Below are 16,931 nucleotides of genomic sequence, written 5' to 3'. Positions count from 1 at the left end.
GACTGGCCGGCGGAGATGTCAACAAGGCATCGTGGGTCGCTTTGATGGCTGACGAATACAACCGTCAGCTTCATCAAAAAGAAACGTTGGCATTGGAAAAACTGCAGAAAGAGAACCCTGATAAAGCTTATCAACTCAAGGCGGCCTGTGCCTTGGTTCATTGCAGTGCTTCGGTTCCGCCCGATGATCCGCAGTATGAAACCATCAAAGCATTGGAAACTGATGGTAAAGGTTTCAAAGATGCTCAGGGTGCGCTGTTCGCTACGGGAGCCTTTGACGAGTATTCGAAATGGGATCAGGTCAACGACGACTTGTTGCTCAACGACAAAAATCTCAGGCAATCGGCAAATGCCAGTCGAGCGGTACTGGGTGCTATAGGGGCTGCCGCAGGATTTGGCGGCGCGATAGTGTCCAGCCCGGCGTGTGTAACCGCCGTTGGTTGCGCGATTCCGGCGTTGTCCGGGCTGGGAGGCGTTGCATCGTTCGCTGATGGATGGCAAGCCACCGGGGAGTTGTTTGCGCCATATGAATACAGCCAGGGAAGCAAAGTACTCGACTCTTTCAGCAGTGCGACCTACCCGGGTGACGTGAATCCGCTTCGAGATTACGGAACGGAAGCTGCAAAGGCTGCAATGGAAATAGCGCTGCTCAAGGGCGCCGGAAAATACCTGGAGGGAAGTGGGGAGCTTCTGTTGACTTCAGGTGGCAAGAAGGGAGGGAGCCTCCCAGGCAGCACCTCGGCAGTCGATAAAGTTGAATTCAATGCGACTCGCGATGCAGAAGGTTTTGGGTTGTCTGCCCAGCGTGACTTTGTCCCAGGGAAAGAGCATCGTGCGGAAAATATCAACGCTGGACAGGTAACGGATCGTGATGGTCTTCCGCGTGTTGATGGTGAGAAGGTAGCGAATGATCGCCTCTTGAGTCAGCAGGCCGACGGAATTGATCTTCCATACTGGGGAACACAGCGTCCGGCTTGGATGGAGGGGACAATGGTGACGGATAGGGTAGTGGATCAGCCGCGCACCATGACGATGACTATAAACAAACTACAATATGATCGGATGCAGGAGGCGGTCGCTCAAGGCAAGAATCCGTCCTCCCTTCTTGGAGGTTGGGCCACGGAAACTCCTATAAAATCTGTGGCAGACGTTCGAAATAAACTTGCAGTTTCTGAAGAGTTCAAAGAGGGTCCATTATTCCAAGTCGAATTTACGGTGAAACCAGGAGTCGGAATTCGTGAAGGAACTGTTGGTGATATGTGGGATGCGAAGAACGAAGCTCGCTTGCCTGGTGGTGGGCATCAGGTGAACTTTATGGATAAGTCCCCCCGAACTAATCCAGAATTGTATGAGGTTAACATGGGGTCGGTGAGGTCGTTGCAGTGAGTCAGTTGATTAGTGAAATTAGAACAAAATGGGAATTCGATGATGGACTACTTTTTGAGCAGTTTGTCAGCTGGGACGGGGTATGTACCAGTTTCGAAGATACTAAAAATATAATGCTGTATGCGCAAAAGCACGCCGTCGTACGTTTTGAGCGATATTTGGCCTTTGAAAACGGAGTTGAACTACGTCTTCCGGTCAGTGAGATGCCTTATATTCTTGCTGATAGAACAGGGGTTTTGGTCGTTTTCAATGAGGTGCCATCAAAATTTGGAATGTCTGAATTTCCTTGGTTTTTTAACTGTCCAAATAATGCGGCGATTTATAACTCTGATGGTTCCTTACGCTTTCAATTAAAAAGCGCTCATGGTGTGGGAAGCTATATTGGTGCTGTGCACTATACTTCAACGCCCGCAAACCCAAAGGCGTTAGGTGTTTTGGTTGGCACCGTAGGGCATGACCCAGAGTGGCTTTATTTGGTTGATCCGAATAGCTCTGAGTTGATTTCTACTGGAAAGTGGATTCGTTATTAGTTGGAGGGTAAATGGGGTAAATGGGGACAGACCCTGAGGGATCCCCACAAACCTACTCCAGGCTCTGCGCCTGATGAGGATAAAATGGGGACAGACCACGTTTAGAAAACATTCCGAAAACGTGGTCTGTCCCCTTTTTATTGGAATTTACCGTGAAACCGGGTGTAGGCATTCGTGAAGGGACTGCGGGCGATATGTGGGATGCCACGCAAGAGAAGCGTCTCGCTGGCGGAGCGCATCAAGTTAACTTTATGGATAAAACCCCTCGTACGAATCCTGAGCTTTATAATGTCAATATTGATAGTTTGAGGTTGTTGAAATGATTGATCTTGTTGCGTGTATAAGGAATGAGGTGGTGCATGCTGATGGAACGATCTTTGAAGATTTTTACGATTGGCAGGGGCGTAGAACTGATTTTGAAGTTGGAATGGCGCAAGTTAAGTATGTGCGTGTGAGTAAGGTTGTAGAGATAAGAAAATACATAGTTTCTGATGCCGGTTCGGAAGTTTTGTTTTCTGCTGCGGGCATCCCATGCATATTGCCAGATAGGACTGGAGTGCTGGTCGTTTTTAATGAAGAGCCATCCAGGTTTAACTATTCTGAAGCACCTTGGTTCTTCGGGTGTCCTCACAACGCTGCGATCTACAATGTTGATGGTGCATTGCGTTTTCAGTTGCACAATCCTTATGGCGAAGGCAGTTATATAGGCGCTGTACATTCAGGTGCGATGCCCGAGCATCCAAATTCACTAGGTGTTTTGGTTGGAACCGTAGGGCATGATCCAGAGTGGCTTTATTTGGTTGATCCGAATAGTCCGCAGTTGATTTCTACTGGAAAGTGGATTCGTTATTAGCTGCGGGGATAAATTGGGACAGGTCACGTTAAGAAAGTACTCCAAAAACATGGTCTGTCCCCGTTTTTCCAAAATGTCGAAGTAACGTTGCCCGCACGCTTTGAAGCTCCAACAGTGACCATTTATGAGGAGATAAATGGGGATAGATGGGGATTGACCACGTTTGGAAAGTACTCCAAAAACGTGTTCTGTCCCCTGGTCTGATCTTTTTTGGGGGGAGTATCATGTCCTTGTCGGCAATGATTTTTTCATCAACGCAATTGACCATTGAAGACTTTAAAGAAGTCATATTGTCCAGTGGTGGGTATGTAAGTTCCGGCATGCCTTTTCGGGGCGGCATCAGTGAGGGTGATTCAGATATTTGGTTGGCTCTTCATTCAAAGGATGTTGTTGAAGAATTTTATGATGCCGACGATCTTCAAGAATGGAAGGATGTCTTGGGGAGCGTGCCGCAGGTGATGGTGGAGATTAATCTTGATCATACTGAGCATGCCAAATTAATGTACTTGAAGGTTTTTTTGAACTTTGCCAAAGCTTGGTCTTGTATTTTATATGACGTAGACGACGCTGTTCTTTCCTGTCGTTCTGTTTTGCTGAAATATAAAGCTTGTTTAGGATAGAGGTAAAAGTGGGGGTGTTAGTTTTGTTTTTTACCTGTTTATTGTTCAGTTGTTGAGTCGAGTAGCCGATATGGCGTTTTATATAGAGATGGATAGAACTGCAGAGACTGAGGAATATGTTGAGTATACGTTTGGCCGGGGGATGGAGGTGGGTTTGATAAGGCTGGATAAAATAAAGGGAACTATTGCTATTCTAAAGGAGTGTCCATTCGATGCGAAAGGTCAATGGTCAGATAGGGTCGGTATGAAATTGGCTCGTTTTTTCGTGAGTGGCGAGTTTCCTGAAAAAACCCAGTGGGCGTCTTGATAGAAAAAGCAACGTGTGCAACGTTTTGGTGGAGTTGATGTGCAGGACGCCGATACAGTAAGGACCGACGCAAAACACCAGCCATTGATGACTTCAAGCCGATGAACGGTGGATAGGCGATGCGGATCTGCAGAAGAGGCGAATCTTCGGATTATTGACTGTAGTAGCCCCTAATGAATGAGTCCTATGGAGTGAAGTGCGAGCAGTGTGGAGGCAACTTGATCGTCATCAAAGAAGGTGGCACCCAGGGAACACGCTGCGATCAGTGTGACTGGGCGGTGGTGACAACGAATATGCCTGGCATCCAGCTGGATAGGTGCAGGTATGAAGTTCGCTGTCGCGGCGACTATCGGAATCAAGCGCAGGTAAAGGCTGTCTCCGAGGTGACAGGTAAAAATTATTTACTATCCAGGATTACACTCCAGCAAGGTGACACTCTGGCATTCAGCGGTCAGGCGCAGGAGGTCTTACAGGCTAGAAATATTCTTGTGTCAGCGGGTGTTGTTTGTGAAATCACGCCTGATTTTCCTGGATATGAATAGAAATCTGGCGATGAGAGCAGTTTTTCGGAGGCGGGCTATGAATCAACAACAGCAGGACTTGATGATTGATCTGGTGTCGCATCGGATCTCAAAAGACTGTTTTCTTGAGTCTCTATTTGAGGGTGGGGAGATCCCCGAAGATTACCTGCGTGCTGAACTGGAAACTGCGCTTGAATTTGAAGACGCAGACAGTGTGGAATGCTTGCTGATATTCGGTGCGGTTTTCGGTTTCACTCAGGATTGTGCGGATGTGTTATGCCGTTTACTCGTTGAAGACTGGCACATCAGTCACGAGAATATTGCAAGGGAATTGAAGGGTTTCAGATACCCTGGGGCGGTCGACTATTTATTCAAGACGGCGCTGACCTGCTATCCGTATATCGCTTCCGAGCATGCTCTGGGTGTGAAATGCATTTATGCTTTACACGAGATTGGTACCGATAAGGCTAGAGAAAAATTGCGATTGCTGGCCAAAGTTGATAACGCTGAAATGTCCGAGCGTGCACGTCGTTTATTGGCGCGAGTGTGAAGTTGCTTTAAAAATGGTTGAGTTCGCAGGCAGGAATATGCATTTTCCCCATTTAAAATAAAAAGCCCCGAACTGCTCGGGGCTTTTTTATTTGGGACAAACAATCAGCAGTGATTCACCGAAACGCCGGCACCACATGCTTGATAAACAGCTCCAACGATTTCTTCTTCTCCTCATGCGGCAAGCTGTTGTCACACCAGAAACTGAACTCGTCCACCCCCAGTTCCTGGTAGTACTTGATCCGCGGAATGATCTCTTCCGGCGTCCCGATCATCGCCGTCTTGTGCAAACTCTCCAGTTCAAACTCCGGGCGCCCGGCAAACTTCTCTTCCGGGCTCGGCGCGAGAAAGCCATTGACCGGGGTCTGCTTGTTGCCGAACCACGCATCGAAGGTGCGATAGAAACGTGAGATGGCTTTCGCGCCGACTTTCCAGCCGTCCGGATTATCGGCGGTGTGCACGTGGGTATGGCGCAGCACCATCAATTGCGGACGCGGCACGTCGGGGTTGTTGTCCAGCGCGGTCTGGAACTTGTTCTTCAGGTCGAGGACTTCTTCGTCGCCCTTCATCAGCGGCGTGACCATCACGTTGCAGCCGTTGGCCACGGCGAAGTTGTGCGAATCCGGGTCGCGGGCGGCGATCCACATCGGCGGGTTCGGCTGCTGGATCGGCTTCGGTACGCTGGTCGAGGTGGGGAATTTCCAGATGTCGCCGTCGTGGGCGTAGTCGCCTTGCCACAGGGCGCGGACCACCGGGACCATTTCGCGCAAAGCCTGGCCACCAGATGAAGCGGGCATGCCGCCGGCCATGCGATCGAATTCAACCTGATAGGCGCCACGGGCCAGGCCGACTTCCATGCGGCCATTGCTGATGACGTCGAGCAGCGCACATTCACCGGCGACCCGCAGCGGGTGCCAGAACGGCGCGATGATGGTGCCGGCGCCGAGGTGGATGGTGGTGGTTTTCGCGGCGAGGTAGGCGAGCAATGGCATCGGGCTTGGCGAGATGGTGTATTCCATCGCGTGGTGTTCGCCGATCCACACGGTGCTGAAACCGCCGGCCTCGGCCATCAGTGTCAGTTCGGTGAGGTCTTCGAACAGTTGGCGGTGGCTGACGCTTTCGTCCCAGCGTTCCATGTGGATGAACAGGGAAAATTTCATGACGCTTCCTCGGATCTTTTGTTGTTGAGGCTACAAAACTTGTAGGAGCGAGCCTGCTCGCGATGGCGGTGTGTCAGAAAACATATCGACATCGGATAAATCGCTATCGCGAGCAGGCTCACTCCTACAGTTGAATTGTGCGGGGCTGACGATCAGGCCAGGACGGGCAGGGCGCCCATCTTGCCGTGGCAGTACACCAGCGGCCCGGCGATTTGCTCGGGGACGATCAGGTTCTTCACCGCGCCAACCATGATGGCGTGGTCGCCACCTTCGTATTCGCGCCACAGCTCACATTCGATGATAGCTGTCGCGTTGGCCAGTATCGGGTTACCCAGTTCGCTCAAGGTCCATTCGATGCCTTGCGCCTTGTCCTTGCCTTTGCGGGCGAAGGCGTAGGCTTCGCTTTGCTGGCCGCCGGACAGAACGTGAATGGCAAAGCGCTTGTTCTTGATCAGTACCGGGTAGGAATCAGAGCTGTAGTTAGGGCAGAACAGCACCAGCGCCGGGTCCATCGACAGCGAGCTGAATGCGCTGGCAGTCAGGCCGACGATCTGACCGTCATCGTCCAAGGTGGTGATAACGGTTACGCCGGACGGGAACGAGCCCATGACTTGTTTGTAGATGGCGGCATCGATCATTGGTCGGTCCTCGGGTGATGTGTTGCTGTTTTTATGTGCTTGTTGGTCTGATGGTATACCAGTATTCAATCTTTGCAAGGGCTTTTCAGCTGAACCGATAAACGTGCCGCGTTCGTCGGAAACTCAGCATTTACGGGGCTTTCGACTGGTCTGCAAGCCGCAGTTTCAGTAAGGATGGCGTATCAGTTGACGTCGCAAACTACGGATCAGTCTTGTGAATTGTTTGGAATACCATAATATGGTCTTCATCTGAGGGGCGGCCAGAGAGTCCCCCCGGTTTGGCTTCATACAACGATAAGAACAGACAAACTCGAGTTCATGCATATGTCCCAGATGTCCCGGCAAGATCCGTTGATCGAGAACCATACGGTCGACTACGTCCCACTCGCGGAACGCCACGGGAAGGCCCGCGACCTATTCACTCTTTGGTTCAGCACCAACATTGCGCCCCTGCCCATCGTCACCGGCGCCATGGTGGTTCAGGTGTTCCATCTTGATTTGTTATGGGGGCTGCTGGCGATTGCGCTGGGGCACATGATCGGTGGTGTGGTGATTGCGCTGGCCTCGGCGCAAGGCCCGCGCATGGGCATTCCGCAGATGGTCCAGAGTCGTGGCCAGTTTGGGCGTTATGGTGCGCTGTTGATCGTGTTTTTCGCCGCACTGATCTACATCGGTTTCTTTATTTCCAACATCGTCCTGGCGGGTAAATCCATCGTCGGCATTGCGCCGTCGGTGCCGGCGCCGTTGAGCATTCTGATCGGCGCACTGGCGGCCACGGCGATTGGTGTGATCGGCTACAACTTCATCCACACGCTGAACCGCATTGGCACCTGGGTGATGGGCAGTGCGTTGCTCGCCGGTTTCATCTATATCTTTGCCCATGACTTGCCGGCGGACTTCCTCACTCGCGGCAGTTTCAACTTGTCCGGTTGGCTGGCGACGGTGTCGCTGGGGATCATCTGGCAGATCAGTTTCTCGCCGTACGTGTCCGATTACTCGCGTTACCTGCCAGCGGATATCGGCATTGCCAAGCCGTTCTGGGCGACTTATCTGGGCGCGACGCTGGGGACGATTCTGTCGTTCAGCTTCGGCGCGGTGGCCGTGCTGGCGACCCCGGAAGGCACCGAAGCGATGGTCGCGGTCAAGCAATCGACTGGTTGGCTGGGGCCGATTCTGATGGTGTTGTTTCTGCTTAATATCATCAGTCACAACGCGTTGAACCTGTATGGCGCGGTACTCTCGATCATCACCTCGATCCAGACCTTCGCCAGCCAATGGACGCCGAGCATCAAGGTGCGCGTAGCGTTGTCGAGCGTGGTACTCGCGGGTTGCTGCGTGGTTGCGCTGGGCGCATCGGCGGATTTCATTTCCGAGTTCATCGGTTTGATTCTGGCGCTGTTGCTGGTGCTGGTGCCGTGGGCGTCGATCAACCTGATCGACTTCTACCTGATCAAGCGCGGCTGCTACGACATCACCTCGATCTTCCGCGCCGATGGCGGGGTTTACGGGCGCTTCAATCTGCACGCGATCATTGCTTATTTCATCGGCATCCTCGTGCAACTGCCATTCGCCAATACCTCGCTGTACGTCGGGCCTTACGCCAATCTGGTTGAGGGTGCGGACCTGTCCTGGCTGGTCGGCCTGGTGGTCACCGTTCCGTTGTATTACTGCCTGGCGACACGCGGCCAGACTCAGCAGAGCAGGGCGGCGAGGTTGGGTTACACCGATTGACCTGATCCGCTTCACCACAATGCCCGGCCATTCGCCGGGCATTGTTGTTTCCGCATCCCGGCGGTCAATCAAATTGGCCATATCGATCCCCTTTTGGCCCATCCCCCACTGGGCTCCAGCTACGCTGTCAGCAAGAATCAAAACCATAACCAGACGCTGAACCTTTTTTACCCTTGGCTACCTTTACAGCCGCTGCCGTGTACAGAACATAAAAACCATCGATCTCACGCTGCCTTTTGGGGAATAACCATGGTCACGATGAAACGCATTCTGGGTGCCACTGTGTGTGGACTGACGCTGCTGGCCGGCGCCGTCCAGGCTGAGCAACGCGAACTGCGCGTGTACAACTGGGCGGATTACATCCTGCCGTCCGTGCCCAAGGATTTCGCTGCAAAAAGCGGCATCAAAGTGACCTGGGACACCTTCGACACCAACGAATCCCTGGAAGCCAAACTGCTGACCGGCAACTCCGGTTACGACCTGGTGGTGCCGTCGAACCAGTTCCTTGAAACGCAGATCAAGGCTGGCGTCTTTCAGAAACTGGATAAATCGAAACTGCCGAACTGGAGTCACCAGGATCCGGAGTTGTTGAAACTGCTGGGCAAGAACGATCCGGGCAACCAGTACGGCGTGCCTTACATGGTCGGCACCGTGCTGATTGGCTTCAACCCGGCCAAAGTCAAAGCCGCACTGGGCGATAACGCGCCGGTGGACAGCTGGGATCTGGTGTTCAAACCGGAGAACATGGAAAAGCTCAAATCCTGTGGCGTGGCGATGCTGGATTCGCCGACGGAAATCCTCCCGCTGGCTCTGCATTATCTGGGCCTCGACCCGAACAGCCAGAACCCCGCCGATTATGAAAAGGCCAAGGAGTTGATGCTTAAGGTTCGCCCGTATGTGACCTATTTCAACTCGGCCAAATACATGACCGACATCGCCAACGGTGACATCTGCGTGGCCATCGGTTACTCCGGCAGCTTCTATCAGTTCGGCAACCGCGCCAAAGAGGCCGGTAACGGTGTGGTAGTTGACTGGCGCTTGCCGAAGGAGGGCGCGCCGATCTGGTTCGATACCTTCGCCATTCCGAAGAGCGCGAAGAACGTCGCCGAGGCGCATGAATTCCTCAACAACCTGCTCGATCCGAAGGTGATCGCGCCGATCAGTGACTTCCTCGGCTACCCGAATGCGAACAAGGATTCGATACCGCTGATCAACAAGGAAATCACCGACAACCCGAACCTGACACCGACCCCGGAAGCGCTGAAAAACCTCTACGTCGTGCAGCCATTGCCGCAGAAACTTGAGCGTGTGCGCACACGGGTGTGGACCAGTATCAAGTCCGATAAATAACTATCGACCAAATGAAATCCCTGTGGGAGCGAGCTTGCTCGCGAAGGCGTCGGATCATTCAGCATCATCGTTGAATGACACAGCGCTTTCGCGAGCAAGCTCGCTCCCACAGGTTTATGTAGGGTGTCATTCAGTGCGGCGTTCGGCATCTTTGGTCATCACCAGACTCAGCAAAACCGAACTTAGAATCACCCCACCCACCACCGCCAACGACCATTCCACCGGCATGTGCAACCACGGCATCAACACCATCTTGCCGCCGATAAACACCAGCACAATCGCCAGCCCATACTTGAGCAAGTGAAAGCGGTCCGCCATGTCCGCCAGCAGGAAATACAGCGCGCGCAATCCCATGATCGCGAAGATATTCGAAGTGAACACAATGAACGGATCAGTCGTCACGGCGAAGATTGCCGGGATGCTGTCGACCGCGAACATCAAATCACTGGCCTCGATCAACACCAGCACCAAAAACATTGGTGTGGCCCAGCGCACGCCGTTCTGCAGGACGAAAAAGCGTTCGCCATGAAAGCTGCTGGTGATGCGCATATGCCCGCGCACCCAACGCAGCAACGGATTCTTGTCCAGATCCGGCTGGTGGTCGGCAAACACCAGCATCTTGATCCCGGTGAAGATCAGGAACACCCCAAACGCATACAGCAGCCATTCGAACTGCGACACCAGCCACACCCCGGCAAAAATCATCACCGCGCGCATCACGATCGCTCCGAGTACGCCGTACAGCAGCACTCGGCGCTGCAACTCCGGCGGTACGGCGAAGTAGCTGAAGATCATCACGAAAACGAACATGTTGTCGATCGACAGTGACTGCTCGATCAGATAACCGGTGAGGAATTCGAGGGTCTTCTCCCGGGCGATCTCGGCGCCGAACGCACCGTGCAGGTACCACCAGAGCAGTGCCGCGAAACTCAGCGCCAACAGGCACCAGGCGATGACCCAAGACAAGGCTTCGCGCACTGAGACCCGATGCGCCTTGCGCCCACCGAAGACAAACAGGTCCAATGCCAGCATGGCAAGTACGAAGACGATGAAGGCGCCCCACATCCATGGTTCGCCGATATTGATGTTGGTGGCTGGCATGTCACGCTCCCTGTCTATTCTTGGATTGGGGTCAGACGAGGCCATGCTAGCGACGAGTTTGCGGCAAAGAAAAATCGTTTATTTCTGCGCAACAGTTCGTTAAAAACGAACTATCTGCCCTCGTTAACAGCTCGGGCAATTTTTACGGAGCAACATTTCCAGCGATGAATACCGACATTCTCGAACCTCAAGCGGTGTGCAGCCCGATCACCAGTAGCGCAATTTTCATCGTCGCGACGCTGAATGCGGGGGCTGATGCTGCGCAAACCGTCAAAGACTGGTGCGGCGATGTCGCCGGGCTGGTGCGCTCGGTTGGCAAGCGCGTACCGACAGGCAATCTGACGTGCATCTGCGGCTTTTCCTCGAACGCTTGGGATCGCCTGTTTGGCAATCCGCGCCCCGCGTCGCTGCACGGTTTCCGCGAATTTGGCGGGGAAGGGCGCCATGCCCCGGCAACCCCGGGTGATCTGCTGCTGCACATTCGCGCCGATCAAATGGACCTGTGTTTTGAACTGGCCACGCAAATCATGGCGGCCCTCGGCGATGCAGTGACGGTGGTCGATGAGGTGCAGGGTTTCCGCTATTTCGACATGCGCAGCATCATCGGTTTTGTCGACGGCACGGAAAACCCGGTCGGGCGCAAAGCGGTCAACTTCACCATCGTCGGTGACGAAGATCCGGATTTTAGCGGCGGCAGTTATGTGTTGGTGCAGAAATACCTGCACAACATGACCGCGTGGAACGGTTTGAGTGTTGAAGCTCAGGAACGCGTGATTGGTCGCACCAAGCTCTCCGATATCGAACTGGATGACGCGGTCAAACCGAGCAACTCGCACAGCGCGCTGACCACCATCACCAACGCTGATGGCGAGGAAGTGAAAATCCTCCGTGACAACATGCCGTTCGGCCGGCCGGGAGCCGGGGAGTTCGGCACGTTCTTCATCGGCTATGCGCGCTCGCCGGAGCCGATGGAGCAAATGCTGGAAAACATGTTTGTCGGCAAGCCACCGGGCAATTACGACAAGTTGCTGGACTTCAGCACGGCGGTCACCGGCAGCCTGTATTTCGTGCCGTCGGCCGATTTGCTGGAAGAACTGGCGGATCGCTGATCAGCGAAAAAACTCCCCCGGTGTTTCGCCAAACTGCTGACGAAACGCCGCGATAAACGCCGACGTCGAGTCGTAACCGCATGCCAGCGCGACGTCGGTGACGCGTTCACCTTTTTCCAGCGGCGTCAGTGCGCCAAGCAGGCGCAAGCGCTGCCGCCAAGCGCGGAAGGTCAGGCCGGTGTCGCGTAGAAACAGGCGCGTGAGGGTTTTTTCGGTGACGCCGAACTTCTCGCTCCAATGGCTCAACGTGGTCTGCTGTTCCGGATGTTGTTCCAGGCTCTGATAGATCTGCTTCAAGCGGGCGTCTTGCGGCAGCGGCAGCATCAGGTCGATCTTCGGTGCTTCGGCCAGTTGATCGAGGATCACTTGGGCGAGGCGTCCATGCGGGCCGCTCTGGTCGTATTCCACCGGAACCTGACTGAACGCGCGGATCAGCTCCCTGAGCAGATCGCTGACGCCGAGCACATGACAGCGCTCCAGCGCCCATCCGGCGACGCTGCAATCGATGTACAGGCTGCGCATTTCCGTGTGCGGCGAGCTGAACACGCGATGCGGCACGCCCGCCGGGATCCACACGGCGCGCTCCGGCGGGGCGACAAAGCGGCCGGCGCTGGTCTGGATTTCCAGCACACCCTGAATCGCATAGGACAACTGCACCCATGGGTGACTGTGGCGTCGGGTCAGGGCGCGATTGGGCAGCGATTCGGTGCGCCCGTACAGTGGACGCGGCAAACTGGGCAGCCCGGGAATGCTGCGGCGCACGCTTTTGTCATGTCCTTTAGGCGGCATCTTGTGGCCCTTCGGCGTTAGTCGGTAATTGGCAGTCACGTTAGAGTCGTCGACACGCACTGGCAACCCCCGGATGAACCGACCATGACTCGCCCACGTTTTTTGCCCGACAACTTTACCCTGACGCTGATTGGCGTCGTGCTGCTGGCCAGTTTCCTGCCGGCCAGCGGCCAGGTCGCCGTCGGCTTCGGCTGGCTGACCAACATCGCCATCGCCCTGCTGTTTTTCCTGCACGGCGCCAAGCTATCCCGCGAATCGATCATTGCCGGCGCCGGCCACTGGCGCCTGCATTTGCTGGTGTTCGGCCTGACGTTTGTCCTTTTCCCGTTACTGGGCCTGGCGCTGAAACCGCTGCTGTCACCACTGATCGGCGACAAGCTGTATATGGGCATGCTTTACCTGTGCGCGTTGCCGGCCACGGTACAGTCGGCGATCGCCTTCACATCGCTGGCGCGCGGTAATATTCCGGCGGCGATCTGCAGCGCGGCGGCGTCGAGTTTGTTCGGGATTTTCCTCACGCCGTTGTTGGTGACGCTGCTGCTCGACGTTCACGGTGATGGCGGTTCGACGCTGGATGCGATCCTGAAAATCAGCGTGCAATTGCTGCTGCCATTCATTGCCGGGCAGATCGCTCGGCGCTGGATCGGCGCGTGGGTCGGGCGCAACAAGAACTGGCTGAAGTTCGTCGATCAGGGCTCGATTCTGTTGGTGGTTTACGGCGCGTTCAGCGAGGCGGTCAACGAAGGCATCTGGCATCAGATTCCGCTGGTCGATCTGCTCGGGCTGGTGGTGGTCTGCTGCATTCTGCTGGCGCTGGTGCTGCTGGCCTCGACGTTGCTGGGCAAGGCGTTCGGCTTCAGCCAGGAAGACCGCATCACCATTCTGTTCTGCGGCTCGAAAAAGAGTCTGGCCACCGGCGTGCCGATGGCGCAGGTACTGTTTGCCGGCGGCACCATCGGCGTGTTGATTCTGCCGTTGATGCTGTTCCATCAGATTCAGTTGATGGTCTGTGCGGTGCTCGCTCAGCGCTATGCGAAACGGCCGGAATCGGTGCCAGAGTTGATGGCGCAAGTCGACCCATAACACACCGTCTACGTGTAGGAGCTGCCGAAGGCTGCGATCTTTTGATCTTGTCTTTTAAAAACAAAGTCAAAAGATCGCAGCCTGCGGCAGCTCCTACAGAGTTCCTGCGTATTTCACGGCTGCCGCCCGCGAGGGCACGTTTAACGTGCGCAACAACGAAGACACATGAATGCGCACCGTGAACGGTGAGATATCCAGTTCACGGGCGATTTCCTTGTTGGTCTTGCCTTGGGCGATCAAGCGCAGTACGTCTTGCTGACGAGGTGTGAGGGCGGCGCCGGTTTCCAGCGGCAGCAGGCCTGACGGCGCGAACTTCACCAATACTTCACCTTCGCGAATCGCCAGAATCGCCGGACCGATTTCATCCGGGGCAATGTTCTTACCGATGAAACCGTCGATACCGCAGGCCATGACTTCACTGATCAGCGACTCATCATCGACCATCGACACTACGATCAACGTGGTGCGCGGCAGGCGCCGACGCAGTTCGCCGAGCTGGCTCACACAGGTGAGTCCGGGGAAGCGCAGGTCGAGAATCAATGTGTCCGGTTCATCACCCAAAGGCAGCAGCGTCATCACGGCGTCGAGATCGCCGGCTTCGTCGATAACGGCTTCGGGCAACAAATGCTGAACCGTGCGCAGCATCGCCTCGCGAAACAACGGGTGATCGTCGGCTATGATAATTCGGCATGTCATGGCATGACCCTCCCTGGGTCAGGCGTTGCTTAAGGCCTGCACATTAGCACCGAGCGCAAGGGTTGCCTGTAGGTTCCTTCTGATTTTGACGATTGCCGCACAAGGACGTTTCCCATGAAGTTCGAGAAAAACACCGAACTCGACCAGGCCAATCTGCGCATCATCATCGCCAGTATCGCCGTGGTTTATATGCTGATACTGGGCTTTTTGCCGGGCCAGCGCTTCGATACGTACCTGCCGATCATTACCTACATCATCCTGTTTTTGTTGGCCTCGATCGCCCTGCGTCAGGCGATTGCGCACTGGCCTGGGCATTACCCGGCGCGACGGATTTTCGCCATGATCCACGATTACACCGGCACCTGCTTTGGTCTGGTGGTGGGCGGCGAGATGGCGTTGCCACTGTATGCGGTGATCATTTGGGTCAACCTTGGTAACGGCATGCGCTATGGCTCGCGTTATCTGGCGATCGCCACGGCATTGGCGTTGCTGGCGCTGCTGTGTGTTTATCGCCTGACCCCGGTGTGGCAGGCACAACCGTTCATGGTGTTGATGCTGATGCTCACCAGCACGGTGATCCCGTTCTATGCGCATCTGCTGTTGGAGCGCACACGTAAAGCCTCCGAAGAAGCGGTCGCGGCGAATCTGGAGAAGTCGCGGTTTCTTGCCCAGGCCAGTCATGATCTGCGTCAGCCGATTCATTCGATTGGCCTGTTTACCGCTTGCCTGCGTGAGTCACGCTTGGGTGATGAGGAGCGGCGGCTGGTCGACAATATCGACCGTTCGTTGCTTAACGTCTCGCAGTTGTTTCGCTCGATTCTCGACCTGTACACCCTCGATAACGGCCGGGTTCTACCCAAACTGCAGAGTGTGAATCTGGGCGAATGGCTGGCGGAGCTGATCCGCCAGAACGCTGAAGCAGCGCGTTGGGCTGGAGTGGAGTTGCGTTTGCGCCCCTGTGAATATTGGGTGCGCACAGATCCGGCGTTGCTCGCGACCATGGTGCAGAACGTGCTTTCCAACTGCTTTAAATACGGTGCGCAGCGGCCAGTATTGATCGGCGTGCGCCGGTGCGGGGCAGGGCTGGCCATCGTGATTTATGACCAAGGCAACGGCATTGCCGAGGAGCATCTGGGCAAGGTGTTCGAGGAGTTTTACCGGGTGCGGCAAGTGCGCGACAAAGACGTCGAAGGCGTTGGGTTGGGGCTGTCGATCGTCAAGCGTTTGGGTGAGTTGATCGGTGTGAACGTGGCCCTGCGCTCGCGGCTCGGGCGGGGAACGGCGGTGAGCTTGTACGGGTTGCCGATCGCTGCTGCGCCGCATTTGGCGGTCAATCGGGATGAGGCGCGTCAGGTCGGTTTGCTGACCGGGCTGAAGGTGTGTCTGGTGGAGGATGATCGCAACGTGCTGCTGGCGACGTCAGCGTTGCTGGAACGCTGGGGCTGTGTGGTACAGGCGGAGCTGACGGCGCGGAATCTGCTCACCGACTGCGACATCATCGTTGCCGACTATGACCTTGGCACCCACGCCACTGGTATCGAATGCATCGATGATGTGCGCAGCCAACGGGGCTGGGCGGTTCCGGCAATGATCATCACCGGGCATGACGTCGAAAAAATACAGGCAGCCCTGCACGACCGCGATATCGCCATCCTGTCCAAACCGGTACGGCCGGCCGAGCTGCGCTCAACTTTGCGAGACTTGCGCGATCACCAACCGCAAACCCAACCCCTGTAGGAGCTGCGGCACGCTGCGATCTTTTGATCTTCTTTTCAGGATCAGGATCAAAATCAAAAGATCGCAGCCTCGTTGCACTCGACAGCTCCTACAGGGTTAGTGCGTGTTCAGCGTTTGCAGAGGTAGTCCTGCGTGATAGTGGTCTGCAGGCAGTTGTATTGCCCCATGGTGCGGCAGATGTTTTTCTCGGAACCGGTGACCTCGGCGTTTTTGTAGCCCCAGGTCTTGCAGCGTTGTGCGGCGACGGTCAGGCCTTGTTCGGCGCTGGTCTGGCCGCTTTCGAATTGGCCTAGTTCATAGGAGACCTGGACGACGCCATCGTTTTTGCTGCCGCCGGTGGCTTCCCATTGTTTTGGCGTGGCGCAGCCGGTGAGGAACAAGGCGCTGAGAGTGAGTGTGGCGATTAGGGATTTCATGGTGTTTCTTCCTTGGTGTCGTTCTGATTTCCAGGCACAACGATCCCGCACGTTGCGAACAGGCAACGTTGAGGAGCATCGGGGGTTGCGGGGGAATATAACGCCAGGTGGCAGGGCGGTCGATTAGCACAAATGTGCTAGTGCGATGCTCAACAGGCGGCTCGTGGGAACCGCCCGTTGGGCCAAGGGAAGATCACTGAGGGCTGTTGAACTGGTCGGAATAACTGCCTGTCATCAATGCGGAGGCGACCCGGTCAGAGCCAACGCCGACCCGCGAATAGGCCACCCGGTTGACCCCGGTACGATCAGCGCCATCAGCCGCCAGCGCGCCCGCGCCGACATGATCGGCCCCGTCA

The 16,931-nt window shown here is 55.4% G+C and carries 19 protein-coding genes; 13 read left to right on the top strand and 6 right to left on the bottom strand.

Annotation, left to right across the window (positions count from 1 at the left end):
* Positions 1–44 precede the first annotated feature (44 nt).
* The 8 genes from FGA82_RS32450 (at position 45) to FGA82_RS14610 (ending at position 4,766) form a co-directional block, all read left to right on the top strand.
* Complete coding sequence (locus FGA82_RS32450; RefSeq protein WP_249384247.1) at positions 45–1,385, top strand: hypothetical protein; 1,341 nt, start codon at positions 45–47, stop codon at positions 1,383–1,385.
* A complete protein-coding gene (locus FGA82_RS14635; RefSeq protein WP_141127604.1) occupies positions 1,382–1,915 on the top strand; it encodes a hypothetical protein in 534 nt (177 codons plus the stop codon). The genes FGA82_RS32450 and FGA82_RS14635 overlap by 4 nt, the downstream gene beginning before the upstream one ends.
* A 152-nt stretch (positions 1,916–2,067) precedes the next feature.
* Positions 2,068–2,238, top strand: a complete 171-nt coding sequence (locus tag FGA82_RS32105) for a hypothetical protein (protein WP_171057290.1) — start codon at positions 2,068–2,070, stop codon at positions 2,236–2,238.
* Positions 2,235–2,768, top strand: a complete 534-nt coding sequence (locus tag FGA82_RS14630) for a hypothetical protein (protein WP_141127603.1) — start codon at positions 2,235–2,237, stop codon at positions 2,766–2,768. The genes FGA82_RS32105 and FGA82_RS14630 overlap by 4 nt, the downstream gene beginning before the upstream one ends.
* A gap of 224 nt (positions 2,769–2,992) precedes the next feature.
* Positions 2,993–3,388, top strand: coding sequence for a hypothetical protein (locus tag FGA82_RS14625; protein WP_141127602.1), 396 nt, complete (start codon positions 2,993–2,995; stop codon positions 3,386–3,388).
* Between the two features lie 70 nt (positions 3,389–3,458).
* Positions 3,459–3,695: a hypothetical protein gene (locus FGA82_RS14620; RefSeq protein ID WP_141127601.1), complete on the top strand. Its 237-nt coding sequence runs from the start codon at positions 3,459–3,461 to the stop codon at positions 3,693–3,695.
* Positions 3,696–3,913: 218 nt separating this feature from the next.
* Positions 3,914–4,237, top strand: a complete 324-nt coding sequence (locus tag FGA82_RS14615) for a hypothetical protein (protein WP_141127600.1) — start codon at positions 3,914–3,916, stop codon at positions 4,235–4,237.
* Between the two features lie 37 nt (positions 4,238–4,274).
* On the top strand, positions 4,275–4,766 hold the full coding sequence (locus tag FGA82_RS14610) for a hypothetical protein (RefSeq protein ID WP_141127599.1): 492 nt from the start codon (positions 4,275–4,277) through the stop codon (positions 4,764–4,766).
* 115 nt (positions 4,767–4,881) lie between these two features.
* On the opposite strand, the gene FGA82_RS14605 is transcribed toward FGA82_RS14610, so the two are convergent.
* A complete protein-coding gene (locus FGA82_RS14605) occupies positions 4,882–5,925 on the bottom strand; it encodes an LLM class flavin-dependent oxidoreductase (RefSeq protein ID WP_077573303.1) in 1,044 nt (347 codons plus the stop codon).
* Between the two features lie 152 nt (positions 5,926–6,077).
* Positions 6,078–6,563 (bottom strand): flavin reductase family protein, encoded by a 486-nt coding sequence (locus FGA82_RS14600; protein ID WP_016987069.1) that lies wholly within the window; start codon positions 6,561–6,563, stop codon positions 6,078–6,080.
* Positions 6,564–6,887: 324 nt separating this feature from the next.
* Here FGA82_RS14600 and FGA82_RS14595 point away from each other — a divergent pair, with 324 nt between their 5' ends.
* Both FGA82_RS14595 and FGA82_RS14590 read left to right on the top strand, forming a co-directional pair.
* Entirely contained in the window at positions 6,888–8,294 is a 1,407-nt protein-coding gene (locus FGA82_RS14595) for a purine-cytosine permease family protein (RefSeq protein WP_141127598.1), read from the top strand.
* 249 nt (positions 8,295–8,543) lie between these two features.
* Entirely contained in the window at positions 8,544–9,644 is a 1,101-nt protein-coding gene (locus tag FGA82_RS14590) for a polyamine ABC transporter substrate-binding protein (protein WP_141127597.1), read from the top strand.
* A gap of 126 nt (positions 9,645–9,770) precedes the next feature.
* On the opposite strand, the gene FGA82_RS14580 is transcribed toward FGA82_RS14590, so the two are convergent.
* Positions 9,771–10,745 carry a TerC family protein gene (locus FGA82_RS14580; protein WP_141127596.1) on the bottom strand — a complete coding sequence of 325 codons (975 nt, stop codon included), beginning with the start codon at positions 10,743–10,745 and terminating at the stop codon, positions 9,771–9,773.
* A gap of 164 nt (positions 10,746–10,909) precedes the next feature.
* Between FGA82_RS14580 and FGA82_RS14575 the strand changes: the two genes are divergently transcribed.
* The gene (locus FGA82_RS14575; protein ID WP_141127595.1) at positions 10,910–11,854 is read left to right on the top strand and encodes a Dyp-type peroxidase; all 945 of its coding nucleotides are present in this window, start codon (positions 10,910–10,912) and stop codon (positions 11,852–11,854) included.
* On the opposite strand, the gene FGA82_RS14570 is transcribed toward FGA82_RS14575, so the two are convergent.
* Positions 11,855–12,643 (bottom strand): AraC family transcriptional regulator, encoded by a 789-nt coding sequence (locus FGA82_RS14570; RefSeq protein ID WP_141127594.1) that lies wholly within the window; start codon positions 12,641–12,643, stop codon positions 11,855–11,857. It lies immediately after the preceding gene.
* 84 nt (positions 12,644–12,727) lie between these two features.
* Between FGA82_RS14570 and FGA82_RS14565 the strand changes: the two genes are divergently transcribed.
* On the top strand, positions 12,728–13,726 hold the full coding sequence (locus tag FGA82_RS14565) for a bile acid:sodium symporter family protein (protein ID WP_141127593.1): 999 nt from the start codon (positions 12,728–12,730) through the stop codon (positions 13,724–13,726).
* 93 nt (positions 13,727–13,819) lie between these two features.
* Here FGA82_RS14565 and FGA82_RS14555 read toward each other — a convergent pair whose 3' ends face one another.
* Positions 13,820–14,422: a LuxR C-terminal-related transcriptional regulator gene (locus FGA82_RS14555; RefSeq protein ID WP_141127592.1), complete on the bottom strand. Its 603-nt coding sequence runs from the start codon at positions 14,420–14,422 to the stop codon at positions 13,820–13,822.
* Positions 14,423–14,536: 114 nt separating this feature from the next.
* Here FGA82_RS14555 and FGA82_RS14550 point away from each other — a divergent pair, with 114 nt between their 5' ends.
* Positions 14,537–16,159, top strand: coding sequence for an ATP-binding response regulator (locus FGA82_RS14550; protein WP_141127591.1), 1,623 nt, complete (start codon positions 14,537–14,539; stop codon positions 16,157–16,159).
* Positions 16,160–16,266: 107 nt separating this feature from the next.
* On the opposite strand, the gene yecR is transcribed toward FGA82_RS14550, so the two are convergent.
* A complete protein-coding gene (gene yecR / locus FGA82_RS14545; protein WP_008082757.1) occupies positions 16,267–16,575 on the bottom strand; it encodes a YecR family lipoprotein in 309 nt (102 codons plus the stop codon).
* Between the last annotated feature and the right edge of the window lie 356 nt (positions 16,576–16,931).

Origin of the sequence: Pseudomonas fluorescens (assembly GCF_005938625.1) — a bacterium.
GTDB lineage: Bacteria > Pseudomonadota > Gammaproteobacteria > Pseudomonadales > Pseudomonadaceae > Aquipseudomonas > Aquipseudomonas fluorescens_BD.
This window is presented reverse-complemented; position numbering and strand designations above follow the sequence as displayed.

Bases quoted from the DNA above. Each gene is read 5' to 3' on its own strand.
- FGA82_RS14600 (WP_016987069.1), bottom strand. From the start codon at position 6,563: ATGATCGATGCCGCCATCTACAAACAAGTCATGGGCTCGTTCCCGTCC.
- FGA82_RS14575 (WP_141127595.1), top strand. From the start codon at position 10,910: ATGAATACCGACATTCTCGAACCTCAAGCGGTGTGCAGCCCGATCACC.
- FGA82_RS14620 (WP_141127601.1), top strand. From the start codon at position 3,459: ATGGCGTTTTATATAGAGATGGATAGAACTGCAGAGACTGAGGAATAT.
- FGA82_RS14570 (WP_141127594.1), bottom strand. From the start codon at position 12,643: ATGCCGCCTAAAGGACATGACAAAAGCGTGCGCCGCAGCATTCCCGGG.
- FGA82_RS14610 (WP_141127599.1), top strand. From the start codon at position 4,275: ATGAATCAACAACAGCAGGACTTGATGATTGATCTGGTGTCGCATCGG.
- FGA82_RS14580 (WP_141127596.1), bottom strand. From the start codon at position 10,745: ATGCCAGCCACCAACATCAATATCGGCGAACCATGGATGTGGGGCGCC.
- yecR (WP_008082757.1), bottom strand. From the start codon at position 16,575: ATGAAATCCCTAATCGCCACACTCACTCTCAGCGCCTTGTTCCTCACC.
- FGA82_RS14590 (WP_141127597.1), top strand. From the start codon at position 8,544: ATGGTCACGATGAAACGCATTCTGGGTGCCACTGTGTGTGGACTGACG.
- FGA82_RS14595 (WP_141127598.1), top strand. From the start codon at position 6,888: ATGTCCCAGATGTCCCGGCAAGATCCGTTGATCGAGAACCATACGGTC.
- FGA82_RS14550 (WP_141127591.1), top strand. From the start codon at position 14,537: ATGAAGTTCGAGAAAAACACCGAACTCGACCAGGCCAATCTGCGCATC.
- FGA82_RS32450 (WP_249384247.1), top strand. From the start codon at position 45: ATGGCTGACGAATACAACCGTCAGCTTCATCAAAAAGAAACGTTGGCA.
- FGA82_RS14605 (WP_077573303.1), bottom strand. From the start codon at position 5,925: ATGAAATTTTCCCTGTTCATCCACATGGAACGCTGGGACGAAAGCGTC.
- FGA82_RS14625 (WP_141127602.1), top strand. From the start codon at position 2,993: ATGTCCTTGTCGGCAATGATTTTTTCATCAACGCAATTGACCATTGAA.
- FGA82_RS14565 (WP_141127593.1), top strand. From the start codon at position 12,728: ATGACTCGCCCACGTTTTTTGCCCGACAACTTTACCCTGACGCTGATT.
- FGA82_RS14630 (WP_141127603.1), top strand. From the start codon at position 2,235: ATGATTGATCTTGTTGCGTGTATAAGGAATGAGGTGGTGCATGCTGAT.
- FGA82_RS14555 (WP_141127592.1), bottom strand. From the start codon at position 14,422: ATGACATGCCGAATTATCATAGCCGACGATCACCCGTTGTTTCGCGAG.